The following is a 25,804-nucleotide window of genomic DNA, read 5'->3' as shown; positions in this document are numbered from 1 at the left end:
CGGCACCGCCGTCAGGTGTACTGCGTCCCTTTTCCTTCCTCTCTCACCCGCCGGATCTCCTCCAGAAGCATCCTCGAAGACATCCGCATCGCGCCGATTCGCATCACCGTCAGCTGCTCCAGGCCGTCCGACGTGACGACCGTGATCCGGTATTTTCCGATGCCTTCATGTACGGTCCGCTCGATCCACGCGTCCGCGGTTTCGTCCTTCTCCGTGAAGACAACCGTCAGGTTCTGATACAGCGTGACGGATGCCGGCGTCCGTTCCCTCCTGTACGCGTCAAAGACGACACAGGTGCGGACGCCCGTAAAACCCTGATAATTGCTGATCTCATCCAGCAGCTTTCCTCTCGCGGCTGCCATATCCGCGCGGGCGAGATCCCGGAGCTCCGGCCAGTCAAAGATCACGTTATAGCCGTCAATCAGCAGCAGTTCTTCTCTTGTGTCCTTTTTCGGATAGATCGGCCGTCCGTGCTTGTCGGTTTTCTGTTTCACGGGATCCGTCCGGCGGGGCGCGGTGTACCGCTTCCGGCTGAGCCGTTCTTTCCCGCCGATCGGAACGTCGTCTCTTGTCCGCCCGAATTCTCTTTTGTAGATCGCATCCAGTTCGTCATCGCCGCCGGGTGCATGTTCCTCAGGGGTTTCCGGCCGGAATCCTTCTTCCGTCCCGGGATCGGACGCCTGACGCCCGGCCTCCGTCAGACCGGAATAAGGCAGATGCATGTAGGTTTCCACCTGGTCCCATGGAACGAAGAAGCCGGAGCCGTGGGAGCAGAACACGGATCCTGTCGGATGGGCGGTATCCGCTTCCGGGTCATAGGCGATCCGCCGGATCATTTCCTCTGCGTTGTGGCAGGTCCGGTAGCCGTCAAGCGTAAGCGTAAGCCTTGCCCTGCCACGGGATGCGGCATGCAGCCGCAGCTCGAGATCCGAAGATTCGGAGACCGGGAGCGAACCCCTGAGCGTCATCCGCGTATCATCTGCACCCTGATGATATTCCGGATCTCCGCACGATGCGTGACGGGCCAGCAGCTCGCTCATCACATGTCCGAGCGCGTCTTCGGGAAGGTTGATCTCAAAGGCATACCAGGGCTCCAGAAGAATGGATTTCGTCCGGCGGAGTCCCTGGCGCACCGCGCGGTCCGCCGCCTGACGAAAATCTCCGCCTTCCGTATGCTTCACGCTGGCCCGGCCGCCGACGAGCGTAATCTTCACATCCGTCAGCGGCGATCCGGTGAGCACGCCGGGATGCTCATCGTCGAGCACGGCGTTCAGCACCTGCTTCTGCCAGTTCGCATCCAGTTCATCCGTGCTCAGACTCGACGCGGCGGTGATGCCGCTGCCGCGCTCGCCCGGTTCGATCAGAAGATGCACCTCCGCGTAATGGCGGAGCGGCTCGTAATGGCCCACGCCCTCCGCCGGAGCCGCCGCCGTCTCCCGGTACATGATCCGTTCCGGTCCGAAGGACACAGCGATGCCGAAACGGCCTCGGATCAGGCGGGTCAGCACCTCGGTCTGAACCTGGCCCATGATCTGAATATGAATATCCTTCCGCTCCGCGTTCCACGTCAGATGGAGCGCCGGATCCTCATCCTCCAGCACATGCAGTTCCCGGAAGACCGCTGCCGGATCCGTCCCTTCGGGCAGGATCAGCCGGCGGGTCATCACGGGTTCCAGCACCGGCGGCTCCGAATCCGGCTCCGCGCCGAGGCCCTGGCCGGGCATCACGGCGGAGAGCCCGGTCACGGCGCAGACCGTTCCGGCCGGCGCTTCAGTCACGGTCGTATACCGGTCTCCGGCGAACAGTCGGATCTGATCAATTTTCTCCGTGACCGGCGCCGCGTCCGCATCTTTTCCTCCGGGATGATAAGTGACCGCGTCACGCACCCGGAGCACGCCTCCTGTCACCTTCACGCCGCTCAGCCGCTTTCCCTGCGCGTCGCGGCCGATCTTGTACACCTTCATGCCGAACGCGGAGGGATACGTCTTTTCGGGCAGATACCGCCGGAAGCCCTCCAGCAGGGCGTCGACTCCCTCCATACGGAACGCCGATCCGAACCATACCGGAAACAGCTTCCGCCGGCCTACTGCCTCCGCGATCATCGGATCCGGAAGAGAGCCGTCTTCCAGCAGCGTATCCAGCAGCTTCTCATCCGTGAGCGCGATCTCCTCGTCCCTCTCAGGCAGCCCGGCTGTAAAATCGACACACCGGGATGACAGTTCCTCCCCGAGAGAGGCCGTCACCCTGTCCCGGTCCGCTCCGGGAAGATCCATCTTGTTGACAAAGATGAGGACCGGAAGCCGGTACCGCTCCAAAAGGCGCCAAAGCGTCCGCGTATGGCCCTGCACGCCGTCCGTTCCGCTGATCACAAGCACTGCCGCGTCCAGAACCTGCAGCGTCCTCTCCGTTTCCGCCGAAAAATCCGTGTGGCCGGGCGTGTCAAGAATCGTGACGGTGAGCCCCGGCAATCCGAGCCTTGCCTGCTTCGAAAAGATCGTGATGCCCCTCTCCCTCTCCTGATCGTCCGTATCCAGATGCGTGTCGCCGTGGTCGACGCGTCCGGCTGTGCGGATCTGTCCGGTTCGGAAGAGCATGGCTTCCGTCAGTGTTGTCTTTCCGGCGTCCACATGCGCAAGGATGCCGATGGTCCGTGTCTGATTCATCATGTCCTCCCGTCTCTTCCTGTTTCCGCCCAGATCCGGATTGCAAGGGAACGCCGCCTCCGCGCACAGCGCAGGAGCGGCGTTCCTTCAGCTGAAATAGACAAGATCCGATTCCGGAGGATCCACAGGGCGCATCTCCATGACCCGGAAGACCGGGCCTTTCCCTCGATAGGCCATCATGTGTCGGATCTCCACCTTTGCCGTGATCTCCGCCCAGGAGCCGTTGGCGAGCGTCCGTGCCTGAGGTGATTCGCAGATATATCCTATGTACTGAATATCCTCCGCACAGCAGGTCATGGCGTTCCATCCGAGCTCGAAATATTTGCCGCCCATCTCACGGGTCCGGTGTATTTTTCCCCGGAAGCGCACGGTCCGGCCCTCATACCGGTCCGGATTGTCCTCGAGATCAACATAGAAGATTCCGTAGTCCGCGTCCCCGATCGTGATCACCTCCGCATCGAGATCGTAAGGCACGCTGTCCGCGAACAGATCGATCGGCTCGCCGTTCCGGTCCTCAAAGGCAATCTCGCAGGCAGGGTTCGTCACCTTGATGCCGCGCCGGAATTCCGCCAGCGGCTGATCCTCCCGGCACCGGTTGAAGACGACCAGCTCGGCTTGTGCGAACATCTCGACAAAAAGCGATTTCATGTTCGTTCGATACACAGCGTATGTGGAGGCATCGACGACGACGATCTCCTGCTCGATTCCCCACCCTTCCGGGAACGGCAGCTTCTCGAAGGCGCGGACGCTCCACAGCGGATTGTATTCCACCATCACACGCCCCGGATGAAGCTCGCTCTCCAGCACCCTCAGCGTGTCGCCGTTCAGCTCCTCCTGCTCATCGATCCGGCGCACGACAGCACCGTACCGCGCCAGCTCCTCCCCGTCGTACGTCTCTTCGCCGTCCTCACAGACCAGAATGAGCGTCGTCTCGTCAATCTGAAAATACTCCTGCTGCACGACACCGCTCAGAAAACGTGTTTTCCCGCTTTCCAGAAAACCCGTGATCAGATAGACCGGCACACGGTTTTCCTCTTCCGCCATCCTTCTTTCCTCCGATTGTCTTGGCCATGCAGGCCGTCTGTCTTTTCCTTCCGGGCCGTTTTCCGCCGCCCGGCCTGATGCTGCCTCGCGGCCGCGCCGGCCTCCCGCTCAATCCGTTCCGAACAGCTTCGCCAGCTTTTCTTCCTTCAGCTTCGAGCCGATGACACAGATCCGTCCTGTATACTCCGGCGCGCCCGGACGGACATCCGCCTCTCCCGGCACCATGTCAAAATACAGCCAGCTTCCGTCCCCCTTCGGCACAATTCCCTTGGCACGCAGAACGATGCCGTATTCTTCCGTTTCGGTCAGGGCTTTCAGAATCCGGCGAAGTTCCTCCTCCGCGTACGGCCGCGCCGTCTCCCGTCCCCAGCTGGTGAATACCTCATCCGCGTCGTGGTGGTGATGATGGTGGCCGTGCTCATCATGATGTCCGCCGCCGATGTGGTCGTGATCATCATGGTGGTGCCCGCAGCCGCATGCATGCTCATCTTCATCATGATGATCCCCGCAGCCGCATGCATGCTCATCTTCGTCGTGATGCTCTTCACAGCCGTCATGATCCGCCTCGTCATCGCTCATGGAGAGCAGATCCGGCTTCGCGCCTTCCATAATGGACAGGAGTTTCCTGCCTCCCAGTTCCTCCGCCGGAGTCGTGACAATCGTCGCAGACGCGTTCAGATCCCTGAGGAGCCGGACCGCTTCCCCGATCTTCTCCGGATCCGCCTTCTCCGTATCCGTCCGGCTCAGAATCACCGTGCCGCAGGCCTCCACCTGATTTTTAAAGAATTCGCCGAAGTTTTTCAGATACATCCGGCATTTCAGCACATCCACCACTGTCGTTGCGGAATGCACCTCCACGCCGGCCTCTCCGCTGACTCTCTCCACCGCCCGGATGACATCCGTCAGCTTTCCCACGCCCGAAGGCTCGATGATGATACGGTCCGGGTGATAGGTACGGGTCACTTCGCCGAGCGCCTTTCCGAAGTCTCCGACCAGAGAGCAGCAGATGCAGCCGGAATTCATCTCACGGATCTGCACGCCCGCCTCCCTCAGGAAGCCTCCGTCGATCCCGATCTCACCGAATTCATTCTCAATCAGCACGACCTGCTCGTCCTTCAGCGCCTCTGTCAGCAGTTCCCGGATCAGGGTCGTCTTGCCGGCCCCGAGAAAGCCGGATATGATATCTACCTTCGTCATGTTCGCCTCCGTTCCGGCGGACCCTGATTGACACAGCCCGCCTGATGCTGTCTGTTTTCTGTTATCCGGCGCGATTGCCGCAGCGTACCTCGCCGGCCCTTTTTTGCTGCGCGGCCGTCTTCCCGGCGCCGCGTCTTTTTCGTATCTGCCGCAGAGTGTTCATCAGCCCGGCCGGCAGAGTCTGTTCCACTATAGCACACTCCGTCAAAAAGTTCATGCCTGACCGACGGCCGACCTCACTCCTCCGCGGCTGACCTCCTGTAGGTCCGGGTCCGGATCGTTTTCATGCAGATGCCCAGCATGATCACGCAGTAGATCGAAGAAGTCACCCACGCAGTCTGATCCGCGTAGCAGATCGCCGTGTAGCCTGCGATCGGGACAAAGACCAGAGACACAAACGTGCGGGCAATCATCTCGATCACGCCTGAAAAAATCGCCCGGCCGGAAAAGCCAAGTCCCTGAATCGACATGCGGATCGTGTTCAGTATCCCGAGTGTCCAGTAAAAATAACCCATGCAGCGGAGATAGCGTCCCGAAGCATCCAGCACTTTCTGATAGGAAGAGGAAACGAACAGCAGCGACATGGTCCGCCCGCCTAAGATCAGCAGGAACCCGGCCAGCAGGCCGTAGAACACCGCGACCATGGTGCCGCTCCGTATCCCGTTGCGGATCCGGTCGACCTTTCCCGCGCCGTAGTTCTGGCCGGCGAAGGTGGAAACGCCGGTGGCGATGGCGTCGAAGGGGCACATCGTCAGCTGTTTGATCTTCACGCCGGCCGCGAAGGCGGACGTGTACAGAGAGCCCAGCGAATTGTTCGCGCTCTGCATCACCATGCTGCCGATCGCGGTGATCGAGTACTGCAGTCCCATCGGGATTCCCATCAGCAGCAGCTTCCGGACTGTCCGGGGATTCCATCTCCGCTCCTCTCTGCCCACGCGAAGCAGCGCATACTTCCGGCGCATATAGAAGAAACAGAGGATCCCGCTGATGCCCTGCGAAGCGATCGTCGCGATCGCCGCCCCGGCCGTTCCCCAGCCGAGGACGAGGATGCAGAACAGATCCAGCCCGATGTTGAGCACCGCGGAAAACGCGAGGAAGAGAAACGGCGTCCGGCTGTCTCCCACCGCCCGGAGAATACCGGAGCAGAGGTTGTAGAGCATCGTGAACGGGATTCCTAGAAAAATCACAAGAAGATAGGCGTATGCGTCGGCGTAAAGATCATCCGGCGTCTGGAGCAGGTGCAGAATCTGCGGCGTCAGAAGCGAGCAGGCCACCGTCAGAACAGCGGCAAAGGCTGCCGTCAGAATCCATGAGTGGAAGACGCATGAGCGGAGCATCCGTCTGTCGTCCGCTCCGAAAGCCTGCGCGACCGGGATCGCGAAACCGCAGGCGAGGCCGATGCAGAATCCGAGGATCAGAAAGTTGACGCTGCTCGACGCGCCGACGCTTCCCAGAGCGGCCGCACCCAGCGTCCGGCCGACAATCGCGGCGTCCACCATATTGTAGGTCTGCTGAAACAGGTTGCCCAGAAGCAGCGGAAACGCGAACTGAAGTATCAGACGGATCGGCCGTCCCCCGGTCATGCTTTTCGTCAAAGATTTTTCCTCCGAACCATAGAAAAAAGCAGGACGACTTTCGCCTGCATGTTCTCTGATTATAGCACGTATGAATACTTTTTCTATAGCCGGAGAGCGATTTTTTAATGGGACATGCAGCAGGGCAGAGACCGGTGCGAGTCCGGTGACTTGTCTGGAGCGGGGAGAGAAATCTCACGGCTTTTTCGTATCTGAACAGCGGCGGATCACGCCGTCGCCCTGTCGATTTCATTTGCATTTCTCTATGGGGTGCCTTATACTGTAAGAGGAGTATTCTGACAATAGCGGGATTTTCGTCCCTTTCGGCATGCGTTTCTCATCAGCCCGCATGCGGGACTGCATCAAGGCTGTCAGCATACGACCTTGACAACCGGACACCGCCCGGCACCGGGCGCACAGGAAAGGGGTTCCTATGAACAGAAACAGAATCGCACGCAGAACCATCGCAGCCGCTTCCGCAGCTATGCTCATGGCTTCCGCTCCGATCGGGGTGATGGCCTCGTCAGCTTCATCCGCCGCTTCCGCAGTAGCTGAAGCGGCACAGCTCCCCGACGAGCTGAACAAGGCCTGCGAGAACACATTCGTCGCGGACGATGTGATCAACAGCCTGAAAGATCTCGGCTCCGTCTTCACGGACCGTCAGTTCGGCTTCGATTTCAATCTCTCCGGCGGATCATCGTCCGCCGAAAGCAGCGAAGCGTCCGAGCCGGCCGTATCCGCCTCCGTCAGCTACGCGCAGGACGCGGACGCGAAGAACCAGTCGCTGACCGGTACGGTTTCGATGAGCGGCGTCAATATCGATTTTCAGGAATATCTCGATGAGAAGCACATCGTGCTTTCCTGCCCGACCTTCCTCGAAAAAGCGCTCTCCTATGATTACACCAACGATAACCCGACCGGCGGGCTCGCTTCCTATAAGGACACGCTCGCCCAGGTCAACGGCGCAATCCGCGCTGTCCGCGATGCGGTGACCAGCGGCAGCTTCACGATTTCCGACGAGTATAGGAAGGCTGTAACAGACGCGCTCAACGGGTCGAATCTCTGGACCGACGGCGGCACGAAGGACGTGACGGTGGACGGCTCGGCCGTCAGCTGCACCGGCTACACGATGACGCTGACCGGCGAACAGCTTTCCGCAGTCTACAAAGCAGCCATGGATACGCCTCTCTCTGACGGCGGGATGTCGATGCGCGAGTTACTCTCCATGTTCGGCTCCTTCGCGGGTGCGGCAGTCAACAGTGACGCATCCGATATTACCTCTCAGCTGGAGGAGGCCGAGTCCCAGCTCGGTTCCGTCAGCGCCGTCTACACCTACTACATTGACGACAGGTATGTGCGTGAAATTGACGTCACCATGAGCCAGGCGGATTCAGACAGCTCGACTGAGTCGGTTGAATCCGGTGCAGACAGCACGACGATGTCCATTCTGCTGACCGGCAAGGATGTGCCCTGGCACGAGATGACAATGTCTAACGGCGAAAGCACGCTTCTGGCTCTTTCCACCGCAGTGGACGGCAGCAAGACGACTTATTCCTTCGCCACTGAGGACGGTTCGGCCGTCACGCTGTCCTATGACACCGCCAGCGGCGCTTTCGCACTGGGCGACGGATCCTCCACCGTACTGGAGGGAACCTTTGCGAAGTCAGACGACGGCTACAAGCTGAACACCGCTGTCGAAGGCTACACCATCGATCTGACGTTCAAGAAAGGCGCCAAGGTCACACCGTTCGACGGCGAGACGATGGAACTGACCACCGCCAGCGAAGAAGAGCTGAGCTCCCTTATGGAAACGCTGAGTTCTCTGTTCGGGTCCGGCTCCGGGGAGACCGACTCTTCTCCGGAGGGAATGGAGTCTGAGGCCCCGGCGGCCTGACCGTTCCGACCGCTGCGCACAGTCCGGCCGCTCTATGCAGAGCATGGCAGCGGACCGGCTCAGCCGGACAGACTGCTGCCCGGAATGAAAGCGGGAAAACGGCGCGGACGCGTCCGCGCCGTTTTCCCGTCTGAGGACTGGTATGAAATCCGGAAAAATGAAGGTTTGGAGGAACTATCTGCTCCTCGAGACAAAGAAGGGGATGAGATTCATCCCCTTCTTTGCCGTCAGTATCGCGATCATCGCCGGAGCGGTCGTGCTGGCCACCTCGGTCTTTCTCGCTGTGATGTCATCACGAGGCTCTCTCACCAGAGCCCAGATCGGCATCGTCACAACGGATCGGGCGATCACGGTGACTCCGGGCGGGAACGCCGCAGAAAGTACAGCGGAATCCGCCGCTGAAAACAGTCCCGAAACCGCCCCTGAATCCGGCAGCGCGCCGAAGGACACCCGGCCTGGCGCCATGACCTCTCTCGCGGTCCGGCTGGTTTCCCAGATGGACTCCGTGAAGACGCTTGCCTCCTTCTCCTTTGTAAAGCAGAAGGAAGCAGAGGCCGGTCTTGCGGACGGCTCCCTCGACGCGGTCATCTATATCAGCGCCGATACCTACGACAACATCAACAACGGGACCAACACACCGGTGCTGATCCGTCTCGGCGCCGGCGCGGCCGGTCTGGAGAAGGATCTCTTCGCCTCTCTGGTCAGCGCCGGCGTCCGCATCATCCGCACGGTGGAAGGCGCGGTTTACGCCCCGATGGCGGCCGGACAGACTTACACGCTGGTCACGGATCCCGGCACCATCGGCGACCGGATCTTTGACCTCTTCCTTAAGACAGCCATGAACCGTGAAGCACTCTGGAACAAGGTTTCCGTATCCGCCTTCGGTTCGCTGACCGGCTCCGCCTTCTACCTTGTCAGCGCGGTCACCGCGGCGCTCTTCCTCTTCGGCGTCGGCTTTTCCTCGTTTTATACCTCTGAAGAGCGCTCTGTACTCCGCCTGCTTGCCCGCTCCGGTCCCTCCGTCACCGCGCTTGAGACGGCGCGCCTTCTGGCTGTCTTCTTCTCCTGCCTGGTCTTCGGCACTTTCCTCCTGCTGGGCACAGACCTTGCCTCGGCCGCGGCTGCGGGCTCTCCGCTTCCGGAAGTACTGCGCGCGTTCCCGCGCTCAATCCCATTCCTCCTCGCTGCAGCAGGCCTGATGGCCTCATGGATCCATCTCGTCAACACCTTTCTGCCCGATCAGGCCGCCGCGTTCGGCATGCTGCTACTCGTTCTGCTTCTCTTTGTCGTCTCCGGTGGTCTCCTTCCGACCGCGTATCTGCCGGACGCTCTCCGTTCCGTCTCTTCCGTCTCTCCTGTTCATCTGGTTCAGCTTCTGGTGAGCCGGATTCTCTGGCCGGAGGCCTCCGGGTCGATGAACGACGCGCTCGGATGGAGCGCCGCCCTCTCCGCCGCTTTTCTGATTCCCGCATGGATCGGAGGTGTACGACATGACTGACCGCCTCATCCGGATGGGCTCTCTTGCCATTCTTCTGAAACGCCGTCTGAAGAAACCGTCCTTCTGGTTCGTGCTCCTGCTCGGACTGATCACGCTCCGCCTTGTCGGAACCGCCGTTCTGCCGGACGCCTCCAACACGGAGGTCGGACTGATGGACAGCGGCGGCGTCTATGCCTCCGCGATCACGAAGGAACTGCTCGGAGGTCGGTCCGTTTACCGCTACCGGCTCTACACCGACCGCTCCGCCCTTTTTGACGATGTAGCCTCCGGCCGCCTGGACTGCGGTTTCATTCTGGACAGCCGGCTGGATCAGGCGGCGGAGTCCGGCGATCTCACCGCCTGCGCGGACGCAGTCGTCTCCACCGCCTCGACCAAGGCGTCGGCGGTCAAGGAAGAGATTTTCACGATCCTTCTCTCGAAATATTCGGACCAGCTCCTTTCCGACCAGTGTGACCGGGGGCAGATCTTCAAGGAGAACACAGAGGAGGCAAAGCAGGCGCTGCTTGAGTCCAGCCGGAGTCTCGCCTCCGGCGACGCGGTGCTGCAGGTCTTCTTCGAGGACGCCGGCACCGGCGAACTGACCGCTGCCAGTTCGCTGCATGAAGGAGAAGCCTACACGGAGAACCGGGATAGCGCGGAGAATCAGCGGACGGCCCGCGCCCGCACATCCGGCCGGGCCGCGGCGGTTCTGATCTTCGGCGCTGCGCTCTTCTTCGCCGCCGGCCGGTTCGCTCCCGGGTACCAGGCCTTCCGATCGGCGCTCTCCAGTGGCGCGGCCCGGGTCTTCGCCGTGACGGATATCCTGCTTCCTCTCCTCATTTTCACGATGATGACGGATGCGCTGCTTCTCATCTCCGGGACGCTGCCTCTCTCAGCGCTGCCGCGCCTTTTGCTGGCGCTGGCAGCGGGCGTTCCTCTGACGGCGGTGTGGGCGGCTGTCTTTGCCTCGCTGTTCCGGAATGAAACGATCTGTCTCTTCACGATCGTCGCGCTGCTTCTCCTCGCTTCAGTACTGATGGCGTCCGACCTCACCGCCGCCGGCATTCTGACGAAAAGCTTTCGCTCGCTGCGGTTCCTGCTGCCGGACACATGGTACGCTTATCTCTCCGGCGCTCTCTGAAAGGAAATCACGATGGACAATACATTTGAAGTGCGTCACCTGACCCGCCGTTACGGAAAGAATCGGGTGCTGACGGACGTTACGCTTACCGCTGTCAAAGGCACCTGCGTCGGGATCGCCGGACGGAACGGCATCGGCAAGAGCACGCTTTTCCGGATTCTCGCCGGCGTCGACCGCCCGGACTCCGGCCGTCTCACTCTTTTCGGGCGGGATCTTCTGAAAGACCGGAGCGCTTTCGGTGAACTGATCGGCTACGTACCGCAGACAAACCCGCTTCTCGAGGAGCTGACCGTCTGGGACAATCTGAGGCTCTGGAGCGGGCATCCCGTGACCGGCGATGAAGAAACCGTCCGTGCTCTGGAGCTTCAGGACATCCTGAAAACCCGTGTCTCAAGGCTCTCCGGCGGTATGAAAAGGCGCCTGGCCATCGCCTGCGCGCTTGCCAATGAGCCTCCGGTTCTCATCATGGACGAACCCACCGCCGCTCTGGATCTCTATCACAGAGGCATCATCTATGATTATCTGGATGCGTTCCGCGCCAGAGGCGGGATGATCATCCTCTCCACGCACGATATTGAGGAAATGCAGTTCTCCGACCGCCTCTATCTGATCCGGGACGGCGCGGCGGAGGAAGCAACTGTGGAGGCAGCCGCAGCCGCGATCCGCCGTTCGAAGGAAATCCGGCGCTGATCCCGCCCGGCTCAAAGCTTCACGTCCGTGAGTTCCCGCTGCAAAACCATACCGGTGAACAGCAAAAAAACCGGCGGCCTCAGCCGCCGATCTGATTCATGTCCGCCTGTTCCTCATGCTCAATCATGCTTTCGTAAAACCGGTGTTCCTTCGGTTTGTTCAGAATGGCCTCCCGGACTGCCCTTTCAAGATCCGCGTCCGTCATGCTCGGGTCTCTGAGCAGCGGACGCAGCTCCGTCCCGTCCGCGTACTGAAGGCAGGTCTTCAGAAACCCCTCCGATGTCAGTCTCAGACGGTTGCATCGGCTGCAGAAGCGGTGACTTACCGCCGCGATGAAACCGATCCTTCCCTGAAAGCCGGGATAACGGACGTAGACGGCCGGTCCGTGACCGGGTCTGAAGTCCGGCTCCCTTTCCGGCGGACCGAACTTCTCCGTAAGGACACGTTCCGCCTCTTCCGCGCTTTTCACGCCCCCGGCACCGGCAAACGTACGGCCGAGTCCGATCGGCATCAGCTCAATGAACCGGACATGTACAGGCCTTTCTTTCGCGAGAAGAGCCACGTCCGTCAGTTTCTGCTCTGCGCGACCGGTGAGCACGGTATCGATTTTAACCGTGACGTCGGGATACGCACAGGCGGATTCAAGTCCGTCCAGCGCGTCCTGAAGACGGCCGGTCCGGGTAAGGCGCGCATAAAACGTCTCGTCCAGCGTATCGAGGGAGAGGTTCACGGAACTCAGCCCCGCCTCGTACAGAGGCTGCATGAGCGGCGCAAGCAACGTTCCGTTTGTCGTCATCGATACCGAATTGATACCAGACACTCCGGCAATCTTCCGCACGAGCACGGGCAGGTTCCGCCGGACACACGGCTCCCCTCCGGTCAGACGGACATCACGGATCCCGAGTCCCGCTGCCGCCTTCACCACTCTTTCAATCTCCTCGAAGGAGAGCAGATCCCCGTGACGCACAGGCCGGATGCCTTCGGCCGGCATACAGTAGAGGCAGCGCTCGTTGCACCGGTCTGTGACCGAAATTCTCAGATATGAGATTGTCCTTCCGTATCCGTCTTTCATTCTGTCAGAAATTGAAATCCCCCGATTTTCCTCCGGTCTTCGTCACCAGATGAACCTCGCGGATCACCATCCGCTTGTCAATCGCCTTGCACATGTCGTAGATCGTCAGCAAGGCCGTCGACGCTCCAACCATCGCTTCCATCTCCACGCCGGTCCGCCCGTGACAGGAGACAAAGCAGTCGCAGCGGATCTGAGACGCCTCCTGATCCGGTTCAAATGTGATCCGGCAGGCATCCAGCGGCAGAACATGACAGAGCGGGATCAGCTCAAAGGTTCGCTTGAGCGCCATGATACCCGCCAGCCGGGCGACGCCCAGCACGTCCCCTTTCCTCACGCTGCCTTCCAGAACCGCCTTCAGGACCACGGGACTGACCTCGATCACGCCTGTCGCATGAGCCGTCCGCTCCGTCTCCTTTTTCCCGGAGACGTCGACCATAATCGCGTCGCCCCTGTCATCAAAGTGAGTCAGCTTCTCTTCCATCCGTCCGCTCCGTTTCCGCCAATGTCATGCGCGGTTCACGCCGGGGAGATCATTCAAAGTGATTTCACCCGGTGCCCGTGCACAGTCGGATGGATCGCCGACTGCACCGCAATCTGCATCAGATCCATCCCACCGCTCTCCATCAGGGCCCGCCCGAAAGGCAGCTTCAGAAGGTCTCCCGGCTCCGCCGTATAGGTAAGTACATCCTCGATCACCGCGTTGCCCGGCGTCTCGTCCGCGCGCAGCTCGATCTCATCATCATGGAAATACAGCCGCAGCTCACGGCTGCAGGCTTCTTCGATGAAAGAGATGTTCAGCACCAGTACAGCCCGTTCATCCTCATCCGTAGCGACCCGTCCGAGCGTCCCGACGTAATAGGGTTCGCCGTGAAGCAGGATCTCGCTTTTCTCGGGCCGGTCGAAGCCGACGCGAATGTGGTGAATCTCCGGTCCTTCATAAAGCTGAAGGAAGAGATGGCCGTCCATCTCGTCGAAACCGATCCGGCTGATTCCGTCGGTGAAATTGTTGTGCATCACCTGACAGATCAGCGGAAAGAGGCCGACCTGGCACTTGTCCATCTCATACACCCTGCCCTTGAGCGCGCCAGCCAGTTCACCCGGCGTGATCGCGCATGCTTCCGCGCCGGAAAGTCCGAGCCTTTCCCGGAAAGTGCGCACGGCGGCCGGATGGCCGGCTCCGAAGGACCGGATGCACTCGGCCAGCGCCTTCTGCCCCTCCGGATCCTCCGGAAGCGGTTCATCCGAGGGATGGTAGTTGATGCCGAAAAAGCGCCGCATGATCTCCGTGAGGCTTCCGCTCTGCGTCATCTCACGGTTGCCCGCGTTGATCATCACGATCATGTCCAGATCCGGATAACAGACCACATCCTGACCGAACAGGCCGTTGAACGCGAAGCCTCCCGGCCGTTCCTCCATCCAGATCTGATACCCGTAGCCGAACTTTCCGTTGTCCACGTGCGGCGAAGTGCTTGCCTTGACCCAGGAAGTCGGCAGAATCTGCTTTCCCTTCCAGCGTCCTCCGTCAAGATAGAGCTGTCCGAGCTTGCAGGCGTCCTCCGGCCGAATGAACATCCCCCATCCGCCTTTGGTGATACCCTGCGGGCATCGCTCCCAGAACACCTCGTCGATCCCCAGCGGATCGAAGAGGCGCGGCTTCAGGTAGTCGAACATCGTCATGCCGGTCTTCTCCTGAATCGCTGCGGAAAGCATGTACGAGTTCATGCTGTTGTACTCGAATTTCGTCCCGGGTTCCGACCGGAAGGAGGATGACATAAAGCCGGTCCGCCAGTCATTGCCCGTGATGGCGCCTGATTCGGTGAAGCTCACGCCGCTGGTCATATCGAGCAGATTCTCGATGGTGACGTCCTTCCGGCTGAGCCTCGCAAGCAGCTTCACATACTGGGGGAAAATATCGCCGATCTTCTCGTCCAGAGTCAGCAGTCCTTCTTCAATCGCAAAGCCCACCGCCATTCCGGTCACGGATTTGCACATCGAATGCGTGATATGCCACATGCCGTTCTCATAGGGAGCGTAGCTGCATTCCGCGATGATTTTTCCGTGACGGATCACGATGGCGTGATGCGGGTTCGCCTCCCCGTCGTCGGCCAGCGCCTCGAGATATTCCTTCAGATGCAGTGACGAGACGCCCTGGGATTCCGGCGTCGCCCTCGGAAAAGGCTGACGCTCCGCAAGATTCCGGTAGTGAGGCTTCTGCGGAACGAACTCCACCTTGCTGATCTGTCCCGTCTGCCTCGCTAAAATCTTGAAAAGCAGCTGCAAATATGCGTAGCTGAAGCCTGGCATACCGTTCACCTCAGTTTCAAGTGTTGATGATAAGCGCCATAAAGATCAGCGGTTCGCTGCCCGCACAGGCGAGCCCGTGTGAATGCCCCTCCGGACAGAAGGTGATGTCGCCCGGACGGACCGGATAGGTCTCGCCGTCGTCCGTATAGGTGCCTTCTCCGCTGAGGATATAATACGTCTCCGTGTTTCCGTGATGGGTGTGAACGCCGATCGAGCACCCCGGGTTCAGCGTCACCCGGCTGAACATCCCGCACCTGTCGCGCAGCTGCTCCTTCGCGAGCAGCTTTTCGATCACGGTCGTCCCTTCGCCTCCCGCTTTTCTCTCTTCTCTTACCACTTCGGATTTCAGCTTCATGTCCGCTCCTTTCTTCCATTTTCCGCTCTCAGTCGAGATTCAGATTCAGCTGCCAGATATGGTTCCAGTTCGCCAGATAAAGCTTGTCTTTGTAAAAGAAGACCTGCTCCGCTTCCGAGTTCCGGATCGCATCAGGGAATTTCCTGTATGTAAAACTCACCTTCTTCGACGCTGTGTCCAGCACATAGAGTTTCGTCTGATAGACGTTCGGCGTCGAGGAAAGGATATACAGTTTCCCCTTCCGGTAAGCGGAACCCTGCAGCGTCGGAATGAACGGAACCGTCCACGAGGTGATCCGTCTCGGCGTATAAGTGCCGTCCCGGTTCTTCTTCAGAGTCTTCAGATTCCATTTGCTGACGACCATCCTCTCTCCGCTCAGCTGCTTCCGCCAGGACTTCTGCGTATAGCCGATGGAATAGAGAATCTGATGATCCGAATCCAGCACCTGCTCGCCGTAGTACCCGGATGCGCTGGTCGGAAGGATGACGGTCCGCACCGGTTTGGCACCGGACTTTGAGAGCTTCACATAGTACAGCTTCGTCGGATTGGTCCACGCGTTGATGTAAGCGTAGACGAAGGATGATCCCCGCCCGGTCTTCGCTGTATCGAACTGCACGTTGTTGCCGTGGCCGGTAACGGCGCTGAACTGGCCGATCCGCCTCATCGAACTGAACTGGTAGACAACCACCGTGTTGTTCTTCCAGAGACGGTACAGCAGGCTGTTGTAGACGCCGGCCCCCTCCGGGATCTGCACCGCCGGCGTCGTCTTCTTCGTCCGCGCCGGCTTTTTCCCCACATCGACGGGCAGCAGCCGGGCAGCATAATAGTCGTTAACCCTGACGCTGAGCCTTGCGCGGTACCGGCCGTTGCCCGTCCGCACGGTCACAGTGGCCTTGCCTGCTCTCTTCCCGTAGAGGACGCCCTGCCTTGTCACATAGGCGATATCCGGCCGGCTGCTCTTCCAGACCAGAGAACGCCGGCTGTATCCGCGGGGGATCTGGGCCAGCGTGAGCTGATTCACGCTGTGAAGTCCCACCGTCTCGGCGGAACGGCTGAAGCGCAGCCGCTGGACGGCGGCTCCCGCCGGCAGAGCGCCCGGCAGCAGAACAAGCAGCGCCAGAACAGCAGCCGCCAAGATGCGAAGCCTTCCTCTTCTCTCCATCATCTCCTCAGTCTTTCTCACCGGATACGCACGGCCGCCGGTACAAGACCGGCGGCCGAATCAGTCAGATACTGCAGGAAGCTAATCCTCTCCGAGACTCTTCACGAGTTCCTCGATCGCTTCCACCGAATTGAAATTCTCCGGCACCATGTCCTCCATCCCGATCTCAATCCCGAAAGCCTCGTTGAGCTCGTTGACCAGTGTCATCACGTCGAATGAGGTCAGGATGCCGTCGTCAATCAGCTCGTCTTCCGTCTCATAATCGACACCCGGACGAATCCCCTCCAGAATTGAAATGATCTGATCCATGCTTTGTTTTCCTCCTGTCTTACGATGACTTGTTCCTATCCTACCACAGGCGCGGCGGAAATTGAACACCAAACAGGAAGGAAGTCCCCGTCAAATCACGGCGACAGCCTCGATCTCCACCCGCGCGTTCTTCGGAATCGCGGCAGCCTGAAACGCGGCGCGGGCCGGATACGGCGCCTCGAAAAACTCGGCATAAACGCTGTTCATCGCGCCGAAATCCCCGATATCGGCAAGCAGAACGGTCGTCTTCACCACACAGTTCATATCCGCTCCCGCCTCCTTCAGGATATTCCGGATATTGGTCAGAGCCTGTCTCGTCTGGCTCGCGACGTCTTCTCCCGCAAACTCTCCCGTCGACGGGTCGATCGGCAGCTGGCCGGATACATAGATGGTCTGTCCGGCACGGACAGCCTGCGAATAAGGTCCGATCGCAGCCGGCGCGTTTTCCGTGTGAATTCCTTTTCTGTCTGTCATTTCGTATCCCTCCTGTCTCAAACTTCGGGATAAAACCGCCGCAGCGAATTCCGTCCCTCTATATCTGTCACGCCCGGCCGTCTGAAACAGCCGGAAAGCCGCCTGTTCCTCTGCCCGAAAGTCATGTCACCTCCGGACGTACCGGCCTGCCATCGCCTCTGTGGGCATGCCGTCCTTCGCCGCAAGCGTTCCGTTCACAAACACGAACCGCGGACGGCCGCTGACCGCCATACCCTCGTACGGCGTGTAATCCACGTTCTGCTGCATCGATTCCGCCCGGATCGTCCACGATACGTTCGGATCCCAGACGCAGATATCGGCGTCCGATCCCTCGAGCAGCGCGCCCTTTCGCGGATACATCCCGAAAAGCTTCGCCGGATTCTCGCTCATGAGGCGGCAGTATCCGGCCGGATCAAGATCGTCTCCGAAGATCTTCATCATCACGGCCAGACGGTGCTCAATGCCCGGCGCTCCGTTCGGAATCTTTGTGAAATCGTCCCGTCCGGCCTGTTTCTGGTCACGGAATCGGAAGCTGCAGTGATCCGTTGCAATCGTGTCGATCTCGCCCTGCAGCACGGCGAGCCGAAGCGCCTCAATGTCCTCTTTCGTCCGAAGCGGAGGCGAGCAGACATATTTCGCTCCCTCGAATCCGGGCTCCCTGTAACGGCTTTCGTCCAGCAGCAGATACTGGGGGCATGTCTCAACGTAGACGGTCTGGCCCCGCCTCCTGGCGGCCCGTATTTCCTCCAGCCCGAGCCGGGTGGAAAGATGAACCACATTGACGGGAGTGCCGGCCAGACGGCCGAGATAGCAGAAGCGGTTGATGGCTTCCGCCTCGACCTCGGCAGGACGGCTCAGCGGATGAGCCCAGGGCGCCGTGTGACCGGTTGCGAGCTGCTGACGCTGCAGCTCCGTCACCAGCGCTCCGTTCTCGCAGTGGCAGCCGAGAATCCCACCCAGCGGTTTGATCGCCTCGAGCACTTCAAGAATCTGATCATCCGTAAGCGCGGTGTCATACGCCATATAGACCTTGAAGGACATCACGCCGGCTTCCCGGAGCGCCGCAAGATCCGTCCTCGTCCGCTCATTCCAGTCGCAGATCGCCATATGGAACGCGACGTTGGCGTGAGACCGGCCCTCCGCCTTCTTCTTCCACGTTTCCAGCGCGTGAAGTACCGTGTCTCCCTTGTACTGGGTGGCGAAATCCACGACACAGGTGGTTCCTCCGCAGACCGCCGCCCTCGTGCCTGACTCGAAATCATCCGCGGTCACCGTGCCTGCCACCTCCAGATCGAGATGCGTGTGGCCGTCGATAAAACCGGGATAGACATAACAGCCGGCGGCATCATAGACCTGATCGCCCGGTCCCGGTTCCACCGGCCCGATTCTGACTATCCGTCCTCCGTCGACAGCCAGAGAAGTCTCCTTTCTGCCTTCCGGTGTGATCAGCACGCCGTTTCTGATGATGATCAATCGGCTCACCTCCTGTCCGTGCCCTTGCCGTACCTCCGCCGCCGGTTTTCGCACGGCGCCGGGATGCGGCGCAGACGCCTCTTGTGATGTTCCTATTGTACCACAGCCGCGGCGGAATCTCACGCGCGGATCCTTGTGCCCGTCCGTCCGGCGATCCCCTCCGACGCCTTGCTGAGAAGCGTGATCAGTGCGCTTCTCCCCGGCCCGGATTCGGCGAACTCAACCGCCGCCTCCACCTTCGGAAGCATCGATCCGGGCGCGAATTCTCCCTGCCTGATGTACTTCCGTGCCAGATCCGGCGTCAGCTCGTCGAGATCAGTCTGCTCCGGCGTTCCGAACCGGATCGCGACCTTTTCGACCGCCGTCAGAATAATCAGAACGTCGGCATCAAGCTGCTGCGCCAGTCTCGAAGCGGCGAAATCCTTGTCGATCACGGCCGCCGCTCCCTTCAGATGATGCCCCTGCGTACGAAAGACCGGTATGCCGCCTCCCCCGCAGGCCACAACGACATGATCCGTATCAAGAAGGGACTGGATGGTTCCGATTTCAATGATGCTAACCGGCTTCGGCGAAGCCACAACCCTCCGGTAACCCCGGCCGGAATCCTCCACCACGTCGTACTGCCGTTCCCGGACGAGGCGGTCCGCCTCCTCCTTCGTCATGAACGCACCGATCGGTTTCGTCGGATGGTCGAAAGCGGGATCCCCCGGGTCCACCTCCACCTGCGTGAGCACGGTAGCGACGCCTTTCGAGATACCGCGGTCCAGCATCTCCTCCCGGAGCGCGTTCTGCAGGTCGTACCCGATATACCCCTGACTCATGGCGACGCAGACAGACAGCGGACACGGCACGTAGCGGTCCGGATCAGAACGGACCAGCTGCGTCATGGCGTTCTGAATCATGCCGACCTGCGGCCCGTTGCCGTGCGCGATCGCAACCTCATGTCCCTGCTCAATCAGGTCGACGATGGCTTTTGCCGTGATCTTGACGGCCTTCATCTGTTCCGGCAGACTGGTTCCCAGCGCGTTTCCGCCGAGTGCGATGACGATTCTCTTCCCCATGTTTTTCCTCCATCATGTTCCGGCTCTTCCGCCGTCCGTGTTCTGAGGCTCCCGCCGGGCCGTCCGCCCGCATTGCCCGCGGCTTCCGTTTTCATCCCGTCCGGATGAAACGGCGGAGGACCCGTCCGGGCTCGTCACGCCAGACGGATCCTCCGCGCCGGCTGCCCTGCCACGGCAGCGGTATCATTCCGTTATCCCTTAAAGAACCGGTTTGCTCCACGCTTCTCCAGCGCCTCCAGCACAGCGGCCGGATCCTTCTCCTTCGCGAGGAAGATCATCGCCGCGATGATATACGGCTTGAAGGACGCCTCTTTGTACAGCGGGACGCGATAGCGGTCGAAGACCGTATCGGCCACCTCGCCGTCCTTGCAGGAGACGTTGTTGATGTCCGCCGGCAGGCAGTGCAGGTAAAGCGCCTTCCCGTCCTTCGTCCGGGACATCATCTCCTCGGTGCAGCACCAGTTCTTGTAGTTCGCGTTCTGGGCCAGCAGTTCCTTTTCCAGCCGGTCGATGCCGTCGAAGTCGCCGTCTCCGTAGAGTTTCGTGCGCTTCTCCATAGCCGCGAAAGGCGCCCAGCTCTTCGGATAGACGATGTCGGCGCCCTCGAAAGCCTCCTCCATCGTGTTCACCTTGCGGAACGAGCCGCCGGAACGGGCTGCATTCTCCGATGCGACCTTCTCCACCTCAGGCATCACGTCATAGCCTTCCGGATGGGCGAGCACCACATCCATGCCGAACCGGGTCATCAGCCCGATTACGCCCTGCGGCACGCTGAGCGGCTTGCCGTAGCTGGGCGAATAAGCCCAGGTCATCGCCAGCTTCTTCCCCTTCAGGTTCTCCACGCCGCCGAACTGATGGATGATGTGGAGCATATCCGCCATGCACTGCGTCGGATGATCCACGTCGCACTGCAGATTGACGAGGGTCGGCTTCTGCTCCAGCACGCCGTCCCGGTAACCCTCGGCGACCGAATCGGCGATCGTCTTCTGATAGGTATGACCCTTTCCGATGTACATGTCGTCGCGGATCCCGATGACGTCCGCCATGAAGGAGATCATGTTGGCTGTCTCCCGGACCGTCTCGCCGTGCGCGATCTGGCTCTTCTTCTCGTCCAGATCCGCCACTGTCAGACCGAGCATGTTGCAGGCCGAACGGAAGCTGAAGCGGGTGCGGGTTGAGTTGTCCCGGAAGATGCTGATGCCGAGCCCCGAATCAAAGATTTTCGTGGAAATGTTGTGCTCCCGCATGTAGCGGAGCGTGTCGGCCACTGTGAAGACGGCCTCGATCTCCTCGTCTGTCTTGTCCCAGGTCCAGAAAAAGTCGTTCTCGTACATGTCCGCAAAATGCAGGCTGCGGAGGTGATCCAGATACTGTTTGAGTGCTGCGTCCATCTTTTTCTCTCCTTATCTTCTCTCGTCGTTCATGAACATGCATCCGCCGGGTCCTGACGGTCCGGGACAGCCGTTTGGTTCCGGCCGGCGCCGCTGCGCCGGGCCCGTTTCACTCGATGTGGTTGTTTGTCTTCCCGCCGCGGTACTCCGTGATGTCGTCCGTCTTCTCCTCTGTCGGATAGAGGGCGATCGCGGCCGCGTACATCGCCGCGCAGTCCACCAGATCCTGTTTCCATGTGATCTCGTTGGGGGCGTGCGCCTGGCTCTCCGCACCCGGCCCGAAGCCGACGCACGGGATACCGTAGCGGCCCTGAATCGAGACGCCGTTGGTGGAGAAGGTCCACTTGTCGGTCAGCGGACGGTTCCGGATCTCCTTCTGGCTCTCCGGACTCCTGCGGCGGTCACCGAACAGCGCCTTGTGGGCATCGATCAGAGCCTTCACATGCGCCGCGCTCTCTTTGTTGATCCAGGTCGGGAAATAGGCTTCCGTCTCATAGACCGTGCCCTTCCAGGACGGGCGGCTGTACATATACATCGAAACCTTCACGTCGTCGCCGTACTTCTTCACGGAAGGCAGTGAACGGATCTCGTCGAGGCAGGTATCCCAGGTCTCGCCGGCCGTCATGCGGCGGTCGATGGAAATCGCGCAGGAATCCGCCACCGCGCAGCGGCTCGGAGATGTATAGAAAATCTGGGAGACCGTGCAGGTGCCGCGGCCGAGGAAGCGCGCGTCCTCGTAGTGATCGGGATTATACTTCGGATCCAGCATCTTCACGAGACCGCGGATCTGGGTGGAATCGTCGCAGCCGTTGTTGTTCAGCGCCCGGACATCGGCGATGATGTCGGCCATCTTGTAGATCGCGTTGTCGCCCCGCTCCGGCGCGGACCCGTGGCAGCTGACGCCTTTCACATCCACACGGATCTCCATCCTTCCGCGGTGCCCGCGGTAGATGCCTCCGTCCGTCGGCTCCGTCGAGATCACGAACTCAGGACGGATATGCTCCTTATTGACAATGTACTGCCAGCAGAGTCCGTCGCAGTCCTCCTCCATCACGGAACCCACGACCATCAGCCGGTAGCCTTCCGGAATCAGATGCATGTCCTTCATGATCTTCGCGCCGTAGACGGCCGCCGCCATGCCGCCCTCCTGATCGGAGCCGCCGCGGCCGTAGATGATCTCATCCGTCTCGTATCCCTTGTAGGGATCCTCCTTCCAGTTGGCCCGGTTCCCGATCCCCACCGTATCCACATGGGAATCGATGGCGATGATCTTCTCTCCCTCGCCCATCCAGCCGATGACATTGCCGAGTCCGTCGATCTCCACCTTGTCGAAACCGACCTTCTCCATCTCGGCCTTGATGCAGCGGACGACGGCTTCCTCCTCGCAGCTCTCGCTGGGATGGGAAATCATCTCTCTGAGGAAACGGCTCATCTCCGATTTTGCGTTCTCTGCCGCCTGTTTGATTGCAGAATAATCCAGCTCCATCATTCCACCTCTTTTTCTGGTTGCCTTACTTTTTGTTAGATCTATTTCTATCATACCATCCGCCGGGCTCCCGTCAAGGCCGAGATGCATAAAATGTCCCCGGAAGCGGCAGCGTCGTGCGGAACCGACGGTCAAAGGCATAATACGCGCCCTGACAGGCCGGCGCGGCCGGAATCGTCGTGATCTCTCCGATCCCTTTCGCACCGTAGGCCACGCCCAGCAGCTCCTTCTTCTCCACGCAGATCGCATGAATCCGGGGAACGTCCGGCGCGCGGAAGAGGCCCAGCGTCCCGAAGCGCGCCGTCGGGACGCACTCCTTAAGCGGCCAGTCCTCGGTCAGCGCGTAACCGAGTCCCATCAGCACGCCCCCCTCGATCTGACCCTCGATGGAGAGCGGATTGATGACGCGGCCCGCGTCATAGGCAGCGTACACGTCGGTGACGCGGCCTGCGTCGTCCAGCACCACCACATTGGTGGCGTAGGCGTAGGCGATATGGCTCTTCGGATGCTCCTTCCGGTACGCTGAGAGCGGATCCGTCGGCTCGTAGTATTCGTAGCAGAAATCGAATCCCTCCAGCATGGACAGAGCCCTTTCCGGATCCGGCACCGGCGCGCCGTGGATCCGGCTCTGGGTGCCGTTCTCTCCGTAGGTACCCTGATTGAGGCCGCTCCCTTCCCCGCATATCGCACCGTCCGCCGCAATATGAATCCGCCGGCTGACGAAGGGCCCCTTCCCGGCGCCGGGAGCGTCGCCGGTTCCGGTTCCGTAAGCCGCTTCGGTATTGAGCGGCTCCGCCTCAAGGCCGATGCCGCTGAGCAGCGTCTCCGCCACTTTCGACGGATCTCCGGTCATCGTCACCGCTGCCATGGCATCTCTTAAAAGGAAGGCCGCGCCCCGGACCGCCTCGCCGGTCAGAAGCGTCTGCCGTGAGCCCGACGTGGTGCCGGAGTCGGGTGCATTCTCCGTCGAAGCGATGCCGTTCAGAATCCGATCCCGCGGAAGTCCGGTGGCCTCGGCGACATCCTGACAGAAAACCGTCAGACACCCCTGCCCGATGTCGGACGCCGCCGAATAGATGGAAACGACACCGCCGCGCACCTCAAGGCGCGCCCGTCCTTTGTCCGGAAGTCCGACGCCGACGCCGGCGTTCTTCATGGCGCAGGCGATGCCCGCGCGGCCGGGATGGGCGTCGAAATACGGCTTCACCGCCACCAGCGTCTCCTTCAGCGCAGTGGACAGATCCGCCGTCTGTCCGTTGGGAAGCGTCTCTCCCGGCTCAATGGCGTTCCGGTAGCGGATTTCCCAGGGCGTAAGGCCTGTCTCCTCTGCCAGCAGATTGATCAGAGATTCCAGCGCAAACTCGCTCTGACAGACGCCGAAGCCGCGGAAAGCGCCGGCCGGCGGATTGTCGGTGTAGTAGCCGTACCCGCGGATATCCGTATTCTGATAGCGGTACGGCCCTACCGCATGGGTGCAGGCCCGTTCCAGCACCGGACCGCAGAGCGAGGCGTAGGCCCCCGTGTCAAAGTTGATTTCGCAGTCGAGCGCCGTGAAGTTTCCCTCTTCGTCGCAGCCCAGTGTGAAGGTGGCGTCCATCGCGTGCCGCTTCGGATGCACCGCCAGCGACTCGCTCCGGGTCAGCTTCGCCTTCACGGGACGGCGGCAGATCCACGCGGCCAGCGCCGCAAGATGCTGAACTGTCACATCCTCCTTGCCTCCGAAGCCGCCCCCCACGAGCTGATTTTCGACCACCACCCGGTCCGGCGTATCCTGCCATCCGAACATCGTCAGGATCTCCCGTCTCGTGTCGTAAGCCCCCTGATCCGTAGTAAGCACCTTGACGCCGTTCCGGTACGGATAGGCCACCGCGCACTCGGGTTCCAGAAACGCATGCTCCGTAAACGGCGTGACGAAGTGCCGGGTCACCACATGGGCCGAGCGGGCGAGCGCGCCCTTCGCGTCGCCCCGCACCACATGACGCGACTGGCAGAGATTGCCGGGCGTATCCTCGTGGATCCGGGGCGCGCCTTCCGTCCTCGCCTCGAAGATATTCCGCACCGGCTCCAGTTCTTCATATTCCACCTTCACCAGTGCCTTTGCCTTCGCGAGGATATAGGGCGACTCCGCGACCACCAGACAAAGTGCGTCTCCCACATACCTTGTGACATCGCCTTCCGCGATCATCACATCCCAGTCCTGCTGAATATGACCTACCTTATTGCAGGGTACGTCCTTCGCGGTCAGCACCCGGAGCACGCCGGGAAGCGCAAGCGCCCGGGAGGCGTCGATCTTCAGAATCCTCGCCCGGGGGTATCGGGACCGGACGCAGGAGGCGTAGGCCATCGGCGGCATCGAGGAACCGACCGTCACAAACGAGCGGATGCCCGCGTCCCCTTTCACGTCCGGATTCAAAAACTCCGGCCGGCTTCCCTCCGGTACAAAGTACTCGGGTCCGATATCGTCCGGGTACTTGCCATAGCCAAGCGTCTTTCTCCTCACATCCACACGGAAGGTTCTCCTGCCGACGCGGATGTCCTCATCCGCCTCGAAGTCCTCCGGCTGCGCCTCTCCGCGAAGGATCGCGGCGGCCCGCCGGATCCCCTCGACGATCTTCTTGTACCCGGTGCAGCGGCACAGATTGCCGCGGAGCGCGGTTCGGATTTCCTCCTCCGCCGGATCCGGGCAGCGGTCGAGCAGCGCCTTTCCTGCCATCACCATCCCCGGAATGCAGAAGCCGCACTGCACAGAGCCGCTTGAGCCGAAAGCGCAGACAAAGGCCTCCTTCTCACGGACGGAGAGCCCTTCCACCGTCAGAATCCGGTGTCCGGCCGCCTTCTCCGTCGTCATCACGCAGGCCCGGACCGCGACGCCGTCGACGATCACCGTACAGGTCCCGCAGGCACCCTCGCTGCATCCGTCTTTCACGGAGTAGAGCCGGAGCTCATCCCGGAGATAGCGCAGCAGGGACGTCTTCTCCGCCGTACGGCATACCGCCCCGTTCACGGTAAATGTGTATTCTTCCAACCGTTCTCCTCC

20 protein-coding genes are annotated in these 25,804 nt (G+C 60.7%); 4 read left to right on the top strand and 16 right to left on the bottom strand.

From position 1 onward, the window contains the following. Positions 1-11: 11 nt before the first annotated feature. The 4 genes from G4C92_RS12700 to G4C92_RS12685 all read right to left on the bottom strand — a co-directional run bounded on the left by G4C92_RS12700 (position 12) and on the right by G4C92_RS12685 (position 6,499). Positions 12-2,663, bottom strand: coding sequence for a translation factor GTPase family protein (locus G4C92_RS12700; protein WP_274940201.1), 2,652 nt, complete (start codon positions 2,661-2,663; stop codon positions 12-14). An 87-nt stretch (positions 2,664-2,750) separates the two neighbouring features. Then, positions 2,751-3,707 carry a TIGR03943 family putative permease subunit gene (locus G4C92_RS12695; protein ID WP_274940200.1) on the bottom strand — a complete coding sequence of 319 codons (957 nt, stop codon included), beginning with the start codon at positions 3,705-3,707 and terminating at the stop codon, positions 2,751-2,753. 108 nt (positions 3,708-3,815) lie between these two features. Next, positions 3,816-4,904, bottom strand: a complete 1,089-nt coding sequence (locus G4C92_RS12690; RefSeq protein ID WP_274940199.1) for a CobW family GTP-binding protein — start codon at positions 4,902-4,904, stop codon at positions 3,816-3,818. A 236-nt stretch (positions 4,905-5,140) separates the two neighbouring features. Beyond that, entirely contained in the window at positions 5,141-6,499 is a 1,359-nt protein-coding gene (locus G4C92_RS12685; RefSeq protein WP_274940198.1) for an MATE family efflux transporter, read from the bottom strand. 412 nt (positions 6,500-6,911) lie between these two features. Here G4C92_RS12685 and G4C92_RS12680 point away from each other — a divergent pair, with 412 nt between their 5' ends. From G4C92_RS12680 to G4C92_RS12665, 4 genes are all read left to right on the top strand, one after another. Beyond that, entirely contained in the window at positions 6,912-8,372 is a 1,461-nt protein-coding gene (locus G4C92_RS12680; RefSeq protein ID WP_274940197.1) for a hypothetical protein, read from the top strand. Between the two features lie 157 nt (positions 8,373-8,529). Continuing rightward, on the top strand, positions 8,530-9,870 hold the full coding sequence (locus tag G4C92_RS12675) for an ABC transporter permease (RefSeq protein WP_274940196.1): 1,341 nt from the start codon (positions 8,530-8,532) through the stop codon (positions 9,868-9,870). Further along, positions 9,863-10,990 carry a hypothetical protein gene (locus G4C92_RS12670; protein WP_274940195.1) on the top strand — a complete coding sequence of 376 codons (1,128 nt, stop codon included), beginning with the start codon at positions 9,863-9,865 and terminating at the stop codon, positions 10,988-10,990. Before G4C92_RS12675 ends, G4C92_RS12670 begins: the two co-directional genes overlap by 8 nt. A gap of 12 nt (positions 10,991-11,002) precedes the next feature. Next, positions 11,003-11,680, top strand: a complete 678-nt coding sequence (locus tag G4C92_RS12665) for an ABC transporter ATP-binding protein (protein ID WP_274940194.1) — start codon at positions 11,003-11,005, stop codon at positions 11,678-11,680. Positions 11,681-11,759: 79 nt separating this feature from the next. Here the strand turns inward: G4C92_RS12665 and moaA are convergent, their stop codons facing one another. The 12 genes from moaA to G4C92_RS12605 all read right to left on the bottom strand — a co-directional run bounded on the left by moaA (position 11,760) and on the right by G4C92_RS12605 (position 25,792). Then, a complete protein-coding gene (gene moaA / locus G4C92_RS12660; protein WP_274940193.1) occupies positions 11,760-12,752 on the bottom strand; it encodes a GTP 3',8-cyclase MoaA in 993 nt (330 codons plus the stop codon). 4 nt (positions 12,753-12,756) lie between these two features. Continuing rightward, on the bottom strand, positions 12,757-13,233 hold the full coding sequence (gene moaC / locus G4C92_RS12655) for a cyclic pyranopterin monophosphate synthase MoaC (RefSeq protein WP_274940192.1): 477 nt from the start codon (positions 13,231-13,233) through the stop codon (positions 12,757-12,759). Between the two features lie 53 nt (positions 13,234-13,286). Beyond that, positions 13,287-15,056: a serine hydrolase domain-containing protein gene (locus tag G4C92_RS12650; RefSeq protein WP_274940191.1), complete on the bottom strand. Its 1,770-nt coding sequence runs from the start codon at positions 15,054-15,056 to the stop codon at positions 13,287-13,289. 16 nt (positions 15,057-15,072) lie between these two features. Next, positions 15,073-15,411 carry a cupin domain-containing protein gene (locus G4C92_RS12645; RefSeq protein ID WP_274940190.1) on the bottom strand — a complete coding sequence of 113 codons (339 nt, stop codon included), beginning with the start codon at positions 15,409-15,411 and terminating at the stop codon, positions 15,073-15,075. A 28-nt stretch (positions 15,412-15,439) separates the two neighbouring features. Beyond that, positions 15,440-16,573: an Ig-like domain-containing protein gene (locus tag G4C92_RS12640; RefSeq protein ID WP_274940189.1), complete on the bottom strand. Its 1,134-nt coding sequence runs from the start codon at positions 16,571-16,573 to the stop codon at positions 15,440-15,442. An 81-nt stretch (positions 16,574-16,654) separates the two neighbouring features. Further along, positions 16,655-16,882 (bottom strand): acyl carrier protein, encoded by a 228-nt coding sequence (locus tag G4C92_RS12635; protein ID WP_274940188.1) that lies wholly within the window; start codon positions 16,880-16,882, stop codon positions 16,655-16,657. A gap of 90 nt (positions 16,883-16,972) precedes the next feature. Beyond that, a complete protein-coding gene (locus tag G4C92_RS12630) occupies positions 16,973-17,356 on the bottom strand; it encodes a RidA family protein (RefSeq protein WP_274940187.1) in 384 nt (127 codons plus the stop codon). Between the two features lie 126 nt (positions 17,357-17,482). Then, a complete protein-coding gene (gene hydA / locus G4C92_RS12625) occupies positions 17,483-18,829 on the bottom strand; it encodes a dihydropyrimidinase (protein ID WP_274940186.1) in 1,347 nt (448 codons plus the stop codon). Positions 18,830-18,948: 119 nt separating this feature from the next. Continuing rightward, on the bottom strand, positions 18,949-19,890 hold the full coding sequence (gene arcC / locus G4C92_RS12620) for a carbamate kinase (RefSeq protein ID WP_274940185.1): 942 nt from the start codon (positions 19,888-19,890) through the stop codon (positions 18,949-18,951). Positions 19,891-20,081: 191 nt separating this feature from the next. Beyond that, on the bottom strand, positions 20,082-21,281 hold the full coding sequence (ygeW, locus tag G4C92_RS12615) for a knotted carbamoyltransferase YgeW (RefSeq protein ID WP_274940184.1): 1,200 nt from the start codon (positions 21,279-21,281) through the stop codon (positions 20,082-20,084). Positions 21,282-21,390: 109 nt separating this feature from the next. Further along, complete coding sequence (locus G4C92_RS12610; RefSeq protein WP_334299948.1) at positions 21,391-22,767, bottom strand: YgeY family selenium metabolism-linked hydrolase; 1,377 nt, start codon at positions 22,765-22,767, stop codon at positions 21,391-21,393. Positions 22,768-22,840: 73 nt separating this feature from the next. Next, positions 22,841-25,792, bottom strand: coding sequence for a molybdopterin cofactor-binding domain-containing protein (locus G4C92_RS12605; RefSeq protein ID WP_274940183.1), 2,952 nt, complete (start codon positions 25,790-25,792; stop codon positions 22,841-22,843). Positions 25,793-25,804: the final 12 nt, after the last annotated feature.

This window comes from Chordicoccus furentiruminis (assembly GCF_019355395.1).
Classification (GTDB): domain Bacteria; phylum Bacillota; class Clostridia; order Lachnospirales; family Lachnospiraceae; genus Chordicoccus; species Chordicoccus furentiruminis.
This window is presented reverse-complemented; position numbering and strand designations above follow the sequence as displayed.